Raw genomic sequence first — 13,657 nt, 5'->3', positions numbered from 1 at the left:
GTCTCGGTGGTCCGACGGGTCCGACGGTGCTGCCTGGACCTACGGTCAAGGAGCCGTGAGATGCCCCTGGACCACGGGTGCCACCCGCGCCACGATCTGCTCCAGGTCCGCCGAGGCCAGCGGCTCCACCTTGACCACGTACCGCAGCATCGCGCACCCCACCAGCTGGGCCGCCGCCAGCTCGGCGCGCAGCTCGGCGTCGGGCAGGTCCAGCTGGGAGGCGATGCGGCGCAGCAGCTGGGAGGCGACGAGGTGGCGGAAGACGGCGGCCGCGGTCTCGTTGCTGACCGCGGAGCGGACGATCGCCAGCAGCGGCACGCGGGTGGTGGGGTTCTCCCAGACGCCGAAGATGAAGCGGGTGAGCCGCTCGCCGACCTCGTCGAGGGGCCCGTCGGCGACCGCGTTCGGCGCGTTGAGCGCGGGCGCGAAGGCGACCTCGATGGCCGCCTCGAACATCTGCTCCTTGGTGCCGAAGTAGTGGTGGACCAGCGCGGAGTCGACTCCCGCGGCCTTGGCGATGCCGCGTACCGAGGTCTTCTCGTAGCCGCGCTCGGAGAACTCCTCGCGGGCCGCGGTCAGGATGCGGTCGCGGGTGTCGGCGGACTCGGTGCGCGGGGGACGGCCGCGGCGCCGGGAGTTCGCCTGGGTGCGGCGCGGGGTGAGGCCGGTCACTGTCGGGGCACCTTCACCGCGGAGGCCAGGTGCAGGCGTGTGTACGCCAGCGCCTCGGCCAGGTCGGCCTCGCGTTCGGCGCTGGACATGGCGCGCCGGGTGTTGACCTCGATGACGACATGGCCGTCGAAGCCGGTGAGCGCGAGCCGCTCCAGCAGCGCGGCGCAGGGCTGGCTGCCGCGTCCGGGCACCAGGTGCTCGTCCTTCGCCGATCCGTTGCCGTCGGCGAGGTGGACATGGCCCAGGCGGTCGCCCATGCGGTCGATCATCCGCAGGGCGTCCGTGCGGGCCGTCGCCGTGTGGCTGAGGTCGATCGTGAAGTGGCGGTAGTCGTCGTTGGTCACGTCCCAGTCGGGGGCGTACGCCAGCATCTCGCGGTCGCGGTAGCGCCACGGGTACATGTTCTCGACGGCGAACCGTACGTCCGTCTCGTTCGCCATCCGCCAGATCCCGGTGACAAAGTCCCGGGCGTACTGCCGCTGCCAGCGGAACGGCGGGTGGACGACGACCGTACTGGCGTCGAGCTTCTCGGCGGCCGCCCGGGCGCGCTGGAGCTTGACCCAGGGGTCCGTGGACCAGACGCGCTGGGTGATCAGCAGGCAGGGGGCGTGGACGGCCAGGATCGGGATGCGGTGGTAGTCGCTGAGCCGGCGCAGCGCCTCGATGTCCTGGCTGACCGGGTCGGTCCACACCATGACCTCGACCCCGTCGTACCCGAGGCGCGCGGCGATCTCGAAGGCCGTCGCCGTCGACTCCGGATAGACGGAGGCCGTCGACAGGGCGACCTTCGCATCCGGGATGCGGACAACGTCCCTCGGTTCTGCCACGGAGACAGATTACGGGGTGAGGTCGGCGCGGCGCGGGGTGCCCGTTGGCCGTTGTGGGCTTTGCCATAGCCGCGGGTGGGTCGCCCACGCCCGGTCGTGCCCGTGCGGCGGAACCTCGGACGTCACCGGCCCGCGCCCCGTCGGGGGCGCGGTCGCCGGCGTCGGTTTCAGGCCGGACCCATGTGGTCGAGCCGTCGCAGGATCACGCCCTCCCGCAGCGCCCAGGGGCAGATCTCCAGGTTCTCCACCCCGAACAGATCCATCGTCCCCTCGGCCACCAGCGCCCCCGCCAGCAGCTGGCCGGAGCGGCCCTCGGAGACGCCGGGCAGTTCCTTGCGCTGGGCGGTGGTCATGCCGGCCAGGCGCGGCACCCAGGCCTCCAGTGACTCCCGCTTGAGCTCGCGCTGGATGTAGAGGCCGTCGGCGGTGCGGGCGGCGCCGGCGATACGGGCCAGCTGCTTGAAGGTCTTGGAGGTCGCGACCACGTGGTCGGGGGCGCCGAAGCGGCTGAACTCCCCCACCGTGCGGGCGATCTCGGCCCGTACATGACGGCGCAGTGTCCTTATCGCCTCGGTGCCGGGCGGGTCCTCGGGCAGCCAGGACGCGGTCAGGCGCCCGGCGCCGAGCGGCAGCGAGACCGCGGCGTCCGGCTCCTCGTCGATGCCGTACGCGATCTCCAGGGAGCCGCCGCCGATGTCGAGGACGAGCAGTTTTCCGGCCGACCATCCGAACCAGCGGCGGGCGGCGAGGAAGGTGAGCCGGGCCTCCTCGGCGCCGGTGAGGACCTGCAGCTCGACGCCCGTTTCGGCCTGCACGCGCTCGAGGACCTCGTCGGCGTTGCTGGCCTCGCGCACGGCGGAGGTGGCGAACGGCAGCAGTTCCTCGACGCCCTTGTCCTCGGCCGCCTGGAGTGCCTCGTGGACGACGCCGATCAGTTTGTCGACTCCGTCGGGGCCGATGGCCCCGTCCCCGTCGAGGAGTTGAGCGAGCCGCAACTCCGCCTTGTGCGAGTGCGCGGGCAGCGGGCGCGCGCCTGGATGCGCATCCACCACCAGCAGATGCACCGTATTAGATCCCACGTCGAGGACACCGAGTCTCATGTACGAAACGCTACTGCCACCTGGGCGCTCGTCCGTCCCCGGAGCCGTCCCGGGCGACTTACCCTGGACGGGTGCCAAAGACGAAAAAGGCGAAGGACCGCAAGGCCGCCAAATCCACCGGTGATTCTTCTCGGGTGACGCCACCGAGGAAGCCGGAGACGGACCCGGCGGCCGACGAGAAGGGGCTCGACTTCGCACGCGCATGGGTGGAATTCCCGGATCCGGCGGACGACGAGCAGGTCTTCCGGTGCGATCTGACATGGCTGACCTCTCGCTGGAACTGCATCTTCGGCAGCGGCTGCCAGGGCATCCAGGCGGGCCGGGCGGACGACGGGTGCTGCACGCTGGGCGCGCACTTCTCGGACGAGGACGACGAGAAGCGGGTCGCCGAGCACGTGGCGAGGCTCACGCCGGACGTCTGGCAGCACCACGGCGAGGGCATGAAGCACGGCTGGGTCTCGGAGGACGACGAGGGCTCCCGCCAGACGCGCCCCTACAAGGGCTCGTGCATCTTCCAGAACCGCCCCGGGTTCGCGGGCGGCGCGGGCTGCTCGCTGCACATCCTGGCGATCAAGGAGGGCCGCGAGCCGCTGGAGACCAAGCCGGACGTGTGCTGGCAGCTGCCGATCCGGCGGACCTTCGACTGGATCGACCGTCCCGACGAGACGCGTGTCCTTCAGGTCTCCATCGGTGAGTACGACCGCCGGGGCTGGGGTCCGGGCGGCCACGACCTGCACTGGTGGTGCACGTCGGCGACGTCGGCGCACGGCGCGGGGGACCCGGTGTACGTCTCCTACCGGGCCGAGCTGACCGAGCTGATGGGCAAGGCCGGCTACGACCGTCTGGTCGAGCTGTGCGAGGAGCGGCTGGCGTCCGGGCTGCCGCTGCTGGCACCGCACCCGGCGGACCCGACGGCCTGACCGGCTGCCGGTCACCGCTCGGGCGGCCCAGATCACGGGTTCTGGCCGCCCGAGGGGGTCGGGTCGCCGCTGTCGGCCGGTGGTGGGGTCGGGCCACCGGAGGGGGTCGGGGACGGGTCGGTGGGTGTCGGGGTCGGGTCGGGTGACGGCGGATCGCTGGGCGGGGGGCCGGTGGGGGCCGAGGTGGTGGGCGTCGGGTCCGGGATGGAGGTCGGGCTCGGGTTTCCCGGGTTCGTGGGGCCGGTGGACGCGGTGCCGTAGCCGTCGATCGAGACGACGGCGCCCGCGGGTGACACCGCCACCTGGGCGCTCCAGTGGCCGGACGGCTCGCGCAGATGGTCGACGTACACCTTGATCGTCAACGATTCGCCGGGCCGGAGGGTTCCCGAGAACTGGCTGAGGTAGAGCCAGCGGGCCGGGGTGGCGGCGGACCAGCGGACCGGCGAGGTGCCGGAGGCGGTGAGTGTGATCAGGGTGGTGTCGCCGCTGTTGCCTGCCGACACCGCGAGCTGCCCGGCCCCCTTCTTCCCGGCCCCGGAGACGCTGATCACCTGTACGGAGACATCGGACTTACCGTTCCTGCCCACGTGGGCGCCGGGTCTGGGGGCGGCGTTGCCCGCGTTCTCGTAGTCGTCGGCCGGGTGGCCGCCCAGGCTGTCGGGGCCGTGTGCCTCGCTGGCGGTGGCCGTGTTGCGCTCCGGGTCGTCCCCGGCGGGGGAGCCGCGGTAGGCGGCCCACAGGGCGAGCACGGGGGCCGCGACGACGGTGGCGACGACGGTCGTCGTGACGGCACGCGAGCGTAGCCGGTCGCGGCGCGCGGCACGGTCCTTCGGGTCCATCGGGAAGCCGCGCCGGTCGAAACGCGGCAGCGCCACGCCCCGCGCGCGCGGGTGGTGGGCCAGCGCGCCGTACAGGGCGCGGCGGGGCGCCTCCAGGACGGGCAGCTCGGCGGGCGTGACGCTGGCGCCGGGCCAGCGGCCCGGGACCGCGCGTTCTGCGGCCCGGCGGCAGCGCGGGCAGTCGTCGACGTGCCGGACCAGCTCACGGCGTACGGCCGTGCTGAGGACGAGCTGGTTGTCGCCGGTGAGGAGGGCCACGCCGGGGCAGCCGCCGGTCTCGACGACGGCGAGGGCCGCGCGGGTGCGCTCCACCTCGCAGGCGGCGGAGGCCAGCAGCTCGCGGGCGACGGTCCGGTCCATGCCGAGGACGGCGGCGACCTCGTGGGCGGCGAGGTGGTGCCGGACGGCGAGTTCGAGGGCCTCGCGCTGCTCCGGGGTGGTTCCGGCGGCCTCCGGCCAGGCGAGCAGCGCGAGTTCGCGCCGCCGCTCCTCCTGGGCCTCCCCGGACGCGGGCGGGTCGGCGGACTGCGGGCCTTGCCGCTCGGTTCCCGCACGGCCCGCCGCGTGCGTGCCCTGACGTTTCTGCTTGGCCTCGGCCAGCTTGCGCAGGCACGCCCAGCGGGCCAGCGCGTACAGCCAGGCCCGGCGGTCCGCCTCGTCCGGGACGCGCTGCCCGCGCCGCTCGGCCAGCGCGAGGACGTCGCCGAGCGCGGCGGTCGCCGTGTCGTGGTCGCACAGGACCGACAGGCAGTAGGTGAACAGACCGTCCAGATACGGCTCGTAGCGCGCCGGCTGCCGATGCGCCGGCGTGCGCGCCGCGGTACGGTCGCGCGCCTCCCGGTGTGCCCGGTGCGCGCCGGTGGTGCGGGTCGAGGTCTCCGGGCTGCTGCTCGTCATCTGTGCGACCGTAGGCGGCTGTGGATGGCCCCTTCTTCCCACTTGAGCACTTTTAATCCGTACGGGTGAAACGATCCCTCATAAGGGGACAGGAACCCCTCATTCCGCGACTCATTCACGACGGTGAGTGGCCAGTCCGGTCCCGTACCGTCCGGCGGTCGGTGCCGCGCTGTCAGTGCCGGCGGCTACGGTTTCCGCATGGCTGCCCGTACCAAGACCACCAAGGACCGCCCGTCCTACCGCTGCACGGAGTGCGGCTGGCAGACGGCCAAGTGGCTCGGCCGGTGTCCCGAGTGCCAGGCCTGGGGGACCGTCGAGGAATACGGCGCACCCGCGGTGCGGACCACGACGCCGGGGCGCGTCACCACGTCCGCGCTCCCCATCGGGCAGGTCGACGGGCGCCAGGCCACCGCCCGCCCGACCGGTGTGCCCGAGCTGGACCGGGTGCTCGGCGGCGGACTCGTGCCCGGCGCGGTGGTGCTGCTGGCGGGCGAGCCCGGCGTGGGCAAGTCGACGCTCCTGCTCGACGTGGCGGCCAAGTCCGCGAGCGACGAGCACCGCACGCTCTATGTGACCGGCGAGGAGTCGGCGAGCCAGGTGCGGCTGCGCGCCGACCGCATCAAGGCCATCGACGACCACCTGTATCTCGCGGCGGAGACCGATCTGGCGGCCGTCCTCGGCCACTTGGACGCGGTGAAGCCGTCCCTGCTGATCCTCGACTCCGTGCAGACGGTCGCCTCGCCGGAGATCGACGGGGCGCCCGGCGGCATGGCCCAGGTGCGGGAGGTGGCGGGGGCCCTGATCCGCGCCTCGAAGGAGAGGGGCATGTCCACGCTCCTTGTGGGCCATGTCACCAAGGACGGGGCCATCGCCGGACCCCGCCTGCTCGAACACCTCGTGGACGTCGTGCTGCACTTCGAGGGCGACCGCCACGCGCGCCTGCGGCTCGTGCGGGGCGTCAAGAACCGGTACGGCGCCACGGACGAGGTCGGCTGCTTCGAACTGCACGACGAGGGCATCACCGGCCTCGCCGACCCGAGTGGGCTTTTCCTCACCCGTCGTGACGAACCCGTCCCCGGCACCTGCCTGACGGTGACCCTGGAGGGCCGCCGCCCACTGGTGGCGGAGGTCCAGGCGCTGACCGTCGACTCCCAGATCCCCTCCCCCCGCCGCACCACCTCCGGCCTGGAGACCTCCCGCGTGTCGATGATGCTCGCCGTGCTGGAGCAGCGGGGCAGGATCAGCGCGCTGGGCAAGCGGGACATCTACTCGGCGACGGTGGGCGGGGTGAAGCTCTCGGAGCCCGCCGCGGATCTCGCCATCGCCCTGGCCCTGGCCTCCGCGGCCGGTGACACCCCGCTGCCGAAGAACCTCGTCGCCATCGGCGAGGTCGGTCTCGCGGGCGAGGTCAGACGGGTCACGGGCGTGCAGCGCAGGCTCTCGGAGGCCCACCGTCTGGGCTTCACACATGCGCTCGTGCCGGGCGATCCGGGCAAGATCCCTCCGGGTATGAAGGTCCTGGAAGTCGCCGACATAGGGGACGCGCTCAGGGTCATTCCCCGCTCCCGTCGCCGAGAGGCCCCACGGGAGGTGGAGGACCGCCGGTAGACTTTGCCCTGGTCTCGCCCGTCCGTGCGAACCGAGTGCGCGAACGGCAGCGCCCCAGAACCTGCGACCGGAGGAGTGCAGTGGCAGCCAACGACCGGGCAGCAGCTCCCGGAAAGTCCGGTGGGAGTGCCGGTTCCGATGGCCTGATGCGCGCCTCGCTGAGTGCCGTGGCACCCGGTACGGCCCTGCGTGACGGGCTCGAACGTGTACTGAGGGGCAACACGGGCGGACTCATCGTGCTCGGCTCCGACAAGACCGTCGAGGCGATGTGCACCGGCGGTTTCGTCCTGGACGTGGAGTTCACGGCGACGCGGCTGCGTGAGCTGTGCAAGCTCGACGGCGGCATCGTGGTCTCCTCGGACCTGTCGAAGATCCTGCGGGCGGGCGTCCAGCTGGTCCCGGACCCCACGATCCCCACGGAGGAGACGGGCACCCGGCACCGTACGGCGGACCGTGTCTCCAAGCAGGTCGGCTTCCCCGTGGTCTCCGTCTCCCAGTCGATGCGCCTGATCGCCCTGTACGTCGACGGGCAGCGCAGGGTGCTGGAGGACTCGGCGGCGATCCTGTCCCGCGCCAACCAGGCACTGGCCACGCTGGAGCGCTACAAGCTCCGCCTGGACGAGGTCGCGGGCACGCTGTCGGCGCTGGAGATCGAGGACCTGGTGACGGTCCGCGATGTGTCCGCCGTCGCACAGCGCCTGGAGATGGTGCGCCGCATCGCCACCGAGATCGCCGAATACGTGGTCGAACTGGGCACGGACGGGCGACTCCTGGCGCTCCAGCTTGACGAGCTGATCGCGGGCGTGGAGCCGGAGCGCGAACTGGTGGTCCGGGACTATGTGCCCGAGCCGACCGCCAAGCGCTCCCGCACGGTCGACGAGGCCCTGTCCGAGCTCGACGCCCTCAGCCACGCCGAGCTCCTCGAACTGCCCACGGTGGCCCGAGCCCTCGGCTACACCGGCTCCCCCGAGGCCCTCGACTCGGCGGTGTCCCCGCGGGGCTTCCGCCTCCTGGCCAAGGTGCCGAGGCTGCCGGGCGCGATCATCGACCGTCTCGTGGAGCACTTCGGCGGCCTGCAGAAGCTCCTCGCGGCGAGCGTGGACGACCTCCAGACCGTGGACGGCGTGGGCGAGGCCCGGGCACGCAGCGTGCGGGAGGGTCTGTCACGGCTGGCGGAGTCGTCGATCCTGGAGCGGTACGTCTGAGTTCGGGAGGGGTACGTCTGGCTCGGCGCCGCGCCGGGCACCCCTTCCGGGGCGCCCAGCCCCTGAAGGCGGGAACTAGTCCGCCGACAGCACGAACGACGTCGGCGCGATGCTGAACCCCGAGGCCTTCGCCTCCAGCAGATACGTACCCGCCGCCGCCGACCCCGCCGGAGGCGTGGCGCACTGCGGAGCGCTCGGCTTGCGGTCCCACTTCACCGTGTAGGTGATGCTGCTGCCCGCCGGCACCCGGTAGACCATGCTTCCGGCACCCTTCGGGCAGTCGGCCGACGACCAGTACGAGTCGCTGCCGTGAGCCTGGGTGATGGTCAACACCGCGCTCTTCGGACCGAGATCCACCTTGCAGTCACCGGACGACGAGTTCTTCGCGGTGAGTTCGAAGACCGGGGTCTGATCCGGCGAGTACGAGTTGTGCCGGCTGCGCAGGCTCAACGTGACCGCTCCGGAGGAGCAGTTGGGCAGCCCCGAGGAGGCGGGCAGCGTGGCCGCCGCGTTGACGCCGCCACCGGAGGAGGAGCCGGAACCCGATCCGGAGCCGTCGCCCGAACCGCTCCCGTCCGTCGAGCCGGAGCCACCACCGTCGCCCGAACCGCCGTCACCGGACCCACCGTCACCGGATCCGGCGTCGCTCCCGCCGGTGTCCCCGCCCCCCGACTCGTCACGCCCGCCGGGGTGTTGGCTGACCACCGGCCCGCTCCCGGACGGTCCCGCCGTGATCGTGGACGCGGGATTCTTGCCGTCGGGCCCGCCGGCGTTCTTCTTGCCGCCCCCGCCACCCGCCGTGGCGATCCAGGCGATCAGCAGCGCCAGGACGGCGACCACCGACAGCATGACGACCCTCCGTCGCCAGTAGATGGAGGAGGGAAGCGGCCCGACCGGATTGCGCAGAGATCCCACGGCGCAAACTTTACGAGAGATCCGCGCGCTTGCTGGCCCCACCCGCCGCCCGGGAACCAACTTTTCCGGATCATCATCCCGGCAACTTCCCACGAAGGGGCTTCGCTTCACGCTCCGCACGTCCCGCCCCGGCGCCGCCACTGACCGTGTCCGGCCGACGCGTGGCAGGATCGGAAGGGCCATGACTGAGATGCTCCACGCCCCCGTGATCGCCTGGTTCGACACCCACGCCCGCGACCTCCCCTGGCGCCGCCCGGCGGCGGGCCCATGGGGCGTGATGGTCAGCGAGTTCATGCTCCAGCAGACCCCGGTCAGCCGGGTCCTGCCCGTCTACGAGCAGTGGCTGGCCCGCTGGCCCCGCCCCGCGGACCTGGCCGAGGAGGCGCCCGGTGAGGCCGTCCGCGCCTGGGGCCGGCTCGGCTACCCGCGCCGCGCGCTGCGTCTGCACGGCGCCGCGGTCGCCATAACGGAGCGGCACGGCGGCGACGTACCGACGGACCACGCGCAACTGCTCGCGCTGCCCGGCATCGGCGAGTACACGGCCGCGGCGGTGGCCTCCTTCGCCTACGGGCAGCGGCACGCCGTACTGGACACCAACGTCCGCCGGGTCATCGCCCGCGCGGTCACCGGTGTGCAGTACCCGCCGAACGCCACCACCGCCGCGGAGCGCAGGCTCGCCCGTGAGCTGCTGCCCGAGGACGAGGGCACCGCCGCCCGCTGGGCCGCCGCCTCCATGGAGTTGGGCGCGCTGGTGTGCACGGCGAAGAACGAGACCTGCCCGCGCTGCCCGATCGCCGCCCAGTGCGCCTGGCGGCTCGCGGGCAAGCCGGAGCACGAGGGCCCGCCGCGGCGCGGCCAGACGTACGCCGGTACGGACCGCCAGGTCCGCGGCAAGCTCCTCGCCGTACTGCGCGAGGCGCGTGTCCCCGTGCCGCAGCCGGCGCTGGACCGGGTGTGGCACGAGCCGGTGCAGCGCGCCCGGGCGCTGGACGGGCTCGTCGCGGACGGTCTGGTGGAGCCCCTGCCGGGCGGTCTGTATCGGCTGCCGCTGAGCTGACGCACAGACAAGTCACAGAGCCCGGGGGGTTGTTCCACAGCCACCCAGCCCGTCAAGTCATCCCATACCAGGGCAATCCGACCACCTCCCTTACCCCGAACCCACTTCCGTTACACAACCGACGGACAGCCGAGCGCTGCCCGCAGGCTGCTTCGGACAGCCCCGTGACAACAGCTCCGTAACTTCATTCCTGTGCCCGGCACGACCAACCGGAGCACGGCAGGACTGGCACGGGGCCGGGAAAAACGGGGAACGGAGGCGGTTGATCATGGCGCAGGGCGAGGTGCTCGAATTCGAGGAGTACGTCCGCACTCGGCAGGACGCGCTGCTGCGCAGCGCACGCCGTCTGGTCCCGGACCCGGTCGACGCGCAGGACCTGCTCCAGACGGCGCTGGTGCGGACGTACGGCCGCTGGGAGGGCATCGCGGACAAGCGGCTCGCGGACGCCTATCTGCGCCGGGTGATGATCAATACGCGTACCGAGTGGTGGCGGGCCCGGAAGCTGGAGGAGGTCCCCACCGAGCAGCTGCCGGACGCCTGCGTGGACGACGCCACCGAGCAGCACGCGGACCGCGCGCTCCTCATGGACATCATGAAGGTTCTCGCTCCGAAGCAGCGCAGCGTCGTCGTGCTGCGACACTGGGAGCAGATGTCCACGGAGGAGACGGCCGCCGCCCTCGGCATGTCGGCCGGAACGGTCAAGAGCACGCTGCACCGGGCGCTCGCCCGGCTCCGCGAGGAGCTGGAGGCCCGCGATCTGGACGCACGCGCGCTGGAGCGTGAGGAGCGGGAGCGGTGCGCGGCCTGACCGACGAAGAGCCCACAGCGGCTCGCGGGGTCTACCAGGCGGCGATCACGGCGGTGGCCGTGATCGCCGTCCTCGGCCTTTTCGTCGCCGCCTGTGCCACGGGCGGCACCGGCGCCCGTGACGAGGGCCCGGCACACTCCGACTCGGTGGCGGGGGCGCGCTCGGTGATCTCCCCCGCCCCCGCCCCCAAGGCCTCTGACACATACAAACGTGTGGACGCGGTCGCCCTCGTCGAGCAGGACCCGCAGGTCTCGCCCGCGGTCAAGCGGTATCTCAAGCCGTGCGACGCAAAGGACCCGGTCGACGTGACGTACGGCGATCTGACCGGCGGCCCGACCAAGGACATCGTGGTCAACGTGCTGACCTGTGCCGACGGCGTGGGCGTCGGCTCGTACGTGTACCGCGAGGAGGGCGGCAGGTACGAGAATGTGTTCACGGCCGAGGAGACTCCGGTCTACGCGGAGATAGACCGGGGCGACCTGATGGTGACCGAGCAGGTGTACGACAAGAGCGATCCCCTGTCGAATCCGTCCGCGGAGAACGTGATCACATACAGCTGGACGGCGGGACGCTTCGTCCAAAAGGACTACCACCACACCGACTACAGCAACGCCATCGGTGGCGATCTGTCGTCGGTGCCGTCCGGCTGATGTGAACCCGACACACGATCCGTGCGTCAAGTCAGTGACGGCACGAGAACGACTCGGCACGAGATTCACACGGCATGAGAACCACGAGGACTGAGAGCAGCGGGATGGCAGACCAGACCCATGTCCTGTTCGTCGAGGACGACGACGTCATCCGCGAGGCGACCCAGCTCGCCCTGGAGCGGGACGGCTTCGCGGTCACCGCCATGCCCGACGGGCTGTCGGGCCTGGAGGCGTTCCGGGCGAACCGCCCCGACATCGCGCTTCTGGACGTCATGGTCCCGGGCCTGGACGGGGTGAGCCTGTGTCGGCGCATCCGGGACGAGTCGACGGTGCCGGTGATCATGCTGTCGGCGCGGGCCGACTCCATCGACGTCGTCCTCGGCCTGGAGGCGGGCGCCGACGACTATGTGACCAAGCCCTTCGACGGCGCCGTCCTGGTCGCCCGGATCCGCGCGGTACTGCGCCGCTTCGGCCACGCGGGCGGGGGCGCCCAGGCGGACCCCGACCCCTCCGCGGTGGACGGCGGAGTGCTGACGTTCGGCGAGCTGGAGATCGACACCGAGGGCATGGAGGTGCGCCGGGCCGGACAGCCGGTGGCGCTGACACCCACCGAGATGCGGCTGCTGCTCGAGTTCTCCTCGGCACCGGGCACGGTACTCTCCCGCGACAAGCTGCTCGAACGTGTGTGGGACTACGGCTGGGGCGGGGACACCCGCGTCGTCGACGTCCATGTGCAGCGGCTGCGCACGAAGATCGGCCAGGACCGGATCGAGACGGTCCGCGGCTTCGGCTACAAGCTGAAGGCCTGAGCGGGGCGGGCATGCGGGGGAGCAAGCGGCGGCCGCAGCGCGCGGGCATCCGCACGGGACTCAGATGGAAGCTCAGCGCGGCCATTGCGCTGGTCGGCGCACTGGTGGCGATCGCGCTGAGCCTCGTCGTGCACAACGCCGCGCGGGTGTCGATGCTCGACAACGCGCGCGACCTCGCCGACGAGCGGCTGCAGATCGCCCAGCGCAACTACGACCTGTTCGGGCGGCCGAACTTCCCCAGCATCGACATCGACGACCCCGGGCTGCCGCCCGTGCTGCGCGAGAAGGCCAAGGACGGCCGCCGGGCCACCTACGTCACGGCCCACGACGGCGGCGTGCCGGACATCTGGGCGGCGGTACCGGTCAAGGGCGGACACATTCTGTCGCTGCACACCCGCTTCACCGACCGCAGCACGAACGTGATGAAGGACCTCGACCAGGCCCTGGTCATCGGCTCCATCGCGGTCGTGCTCGGCGGCAGCGCGCTCGGTGTGCTCATCGGCGGGCAGCTGTCCGGCCGGCTGCGCAAGGCGGCGGCCGCCGCGAACCAGGTCGCCAAGGGCGAGCCGGACGTGAGGGTGCGCGACGCCATCGGCGGTGTCGTACGGGACGAGACCGACGACCTCGCCCGCGCGGTGGACGCCATGGCGGACGCGCTGCAGCAGCGGCTGGAGGCCGAGCGCCGGGTCACCGCCGACATCGCGCACGAGCTGCGCACACCGGTGACCGGGCTGCTGACGGCCGCCGAGCTGCTGCCGCCGGGGCGGCCGACCGAGCTGGTGCTGGACCGGGCCAAGGCGATGCGCACCCTCGTCGAGGACGTGCTGGAGGTGGCCCGGCTCGACGGCGCCTCCGAGCGGGCCGAGCTGCAGGACATCATGCTGGGCGAGTTCGTCGCCCGGCGGGTGGCCGCCAAGGACCCGGCGATCGCCGTACACGTGGTACACGAGTCGGAGGTCACCACCGACCCACGCCGTCTGGAGCGGGTGCTGTTCAACCTGCTCACCAACGCCGCCCGGCACGGCAAGCCGCCCATCGAGGTCATCGTGGAGGGCCGGGTCATCCGGGTCCGCGACCACGGCCCCGGCTTCCCCGAGGAGCTGCTCGCCGAGGGCCCGAGCCGCTTCCGCACCGGCAGCAAGGACCGCGCCGGGCAGGGTCACGGCCTGGGCCTGACCATCGCGGCGGGCCAGGCCCGGGTGCTCGGCGCCCGCCTGACGTTCCGCAACGTACGCCCCGCGGGCGCACCGCCCCAGGTACCGGCCGAGGGCGCGGTGGCAGTCCTGTGGCTCCCGGAACACGCCCCGACGAACACAGGCAGCTATCCGATACTGCCGTAGAACTGCAACG

13 protein-coding genes are annotated in these 13,657 nt (G+C 72.2%); 8 read left to right on the top strand and 5 right to left on the bottom strand.

Annotated elements, in window-relative coordinates:
- Positions 1-45: 45 nt before the first annotated feature.
- The 3 genes from N8I87_RS22540 to N8I87_RS22530 form a co-directional block, all read right to left on the bottom strand.
- Positions 46-672: a TetR/AcrR family transcriptional regulator gene (locus N8I87_RS22540; protein WP_263211149.1), complete on the bottom strand. Its 627-nt coding sequence runs from the start codon at positions 670-672 to the stop codon at positions 46-48.
- Complete coding sequence (locus tag N8I87_RS22535) at positions 669-1,499, bottom strand: sugar phosphate isomerase/epimerase family protein (RefSeq protein ID WP_263211147.1); 831 nt, start codon at positions 1,497-1,499, stop codon at positions 669-671. Before N8I87_RS22535 ends, N8I87_RS22540 begins: the two co-directional genes overlap by 4 nt.
- Before the next feature lie 167 nt (positions 1,500-1,666).
- Complete coding sequence (locus N8I87_RS22530) at positions 1,667-2,599, bottom strand: Ppx/GppA family phosphatase (RefSeq protein ID WP_263211146.1); 933 nt, start codon at positions 2,597-2,599, stop codon at positions 1,667-1,669.
- A 71-nt stretch (positions 2,600-2,670) separates the two neighbouring features.
- On the opposite strand from N8I87_RS22530, the gene N8I87_RS22525 reads away from it, so the two are divergent.
- Positions 2,671-3,519, top strand: coding sequence for a DUF3109 family protein (locus N8I87_RS22525; protein WP_263211144.1), 849 nt, complete (start codon positions 2,671-2,673; stop codon positions 3,517-3,519).
- A 32-nt stretch (positions 3,520-3,551) separates the two neighbouring features.
- Here N8I87_RS22525 and N8I87_RS22520 read toward each other — a convergent pair whose 3' ends face one another.
- Positions 3,552-5,255 carry a BACON domain-containing protein gene (locus N8I87_RS22520; protein ID WP_263211142.1) on the bottom strand — a complete coding sequence of 568 codons (1,704 nt, stop codon included), beginning with the start codon at positions 5,253-5,255 and terminating at the stop codon, positions 3,552-3,554.
- Between the two features lie 198 nt (positions 5,256-5,453).
- Between N8I87_RS22520 and radA the strand changes: the two genes are divergently transcribed.
- Together radA and disA are read left to right on the top strand one after the other, a co-directional pair.
- Positions 5,454-6,863 (top strand): DNA repair protein RadA, encoded by a 1,410-nt coding sequence (gene radA, locus N8I87_RS22515; protein WP_263211140.1) that lies wholly within the window; start codon positions 5,454-5,456, stop codon positions 6,861-6,863.
- 80 nt (positions 6,864-6,943) lie between these two features.
- The gene (disA, locus tag N8I87_RS22510; RefSeq protein ID WP_263211139.1) at positions 6,944-8,068 is read left to right on the top strand and encodes a DNA integrity scanning diadenylate cyclase DisA; all 1,125 of its coding nucleotides are present in this window, start codon (positions 6,944-6,946) and stop codon (positions 8,066-8,068) included.
- Between the two features lie 75 nt (positions 8,069-8,143).
- On the opposite strand, the gene N8I87_RS22505 is transcribed toward disA, so the two are convergent.
- Positions 8,144-8,983: a hypothetical protein gene (locus N8I87_RS22505; RefSeq protein WP_263211137.1), complete on the bottom strand. Its 840-nt coding sequence runs from the start codon at positions 8,981-8,983 to the stop codon at positions 8,144-8,146.
- A gap of 181 nt (positions 8,984-9,164) precedes the next feature.
- On the opposite strand from N8I87_RS22505, the gene N8I87_RS22500 reads away from it, so the two are divergent.
- The 5 genes from N8I87_RS22500 to cseC all read left to right on the top strand — a co-directional run bounded on the left by N8I87_RS22500 (position 9,165) and on the right by cseC (position 13,647).
- Positions 9,165-10,040 (top strand): HhH-GPD family protein, encoded by an 876-nt coding sequence (locus N8I87_RS22500; protein ID WP_263211136.1) that lies wholly within the window; start codon positions 9,165-9,167, stop codon positions 10,038-10,040.
- A 268-nt stretch (positions 10,041-10,308) separates the two neighbouring features.
- Complete coding sequence (locus N8I87_RS22495; protein ID WP_263211134.1) at positions 10,309-10,848, top strand: SigE family RNA polymerase sigma factor; 540 nt, start codon at positions 10,309-10,311, stop codon at positions 10,846-10,848.
- Positions 10,836-11,498 carry a hypothetical protein gene (locus N8I87_RS22490; protein WP_263211132.1) on the top strand — a complete coding sequence of 221 codons (663 nt, stop codon included), beginning with the start codon at positions 10,836-10,838 and terminating at the stop codon, positions 11,496-11,498. The genes N8I87_RS22495 and N8I87_RS22490 overlap by 13 nt, the downstream gene beginning before the upstream one ends.
- A 104-nt stretch (positions 11,499-11,602) precedes the next feature.
- The gene (cseB, locus tag N8I87_RS22485; RefSeq protein ID WP_263211130.1) at positions 11,603-12,307 is read left to right on the top strand and encodes a two-component system response regulator CseB; all 705 of its coding nucleotides are present in this window, start codon (positions 11,603-11,605) and stop codon (positions 12,305-12,307) included.
- Positions 12,308-12,318: 11 nt separating this feature from the next.
- The gene (gene cseC / locus N8I87_RS22480) at positions 12,319-13,647 is read left to right on the top strand and encodes a two-component system sensor histidine kinase CseC (protein WP_263211128.1); all 1,329 of its coding nucleotides are present in this window, start codon (positions 12,319-12,321) and stop codon (positions 13,645-13,647) included.
- The last annotated feature ends 10 nt before the right edge of the window (positions 13,648-13,657 follow it).

This window comes from Streptomyces sp. HUAS 15-9, from assembly GCF_025642155.1.
In the GTDB taxonomy this organism is placed as follows: Bacteria; Actinomycetota; Actinomycetes; order Streptomycetales; family Streptomycetaceae; genus Streptomyces.
The sequence above is the reverse complement of the archived record's forward strand: the minus strand, read 5'-3'. Positions and strand labels throughout refer to the sequence as shown.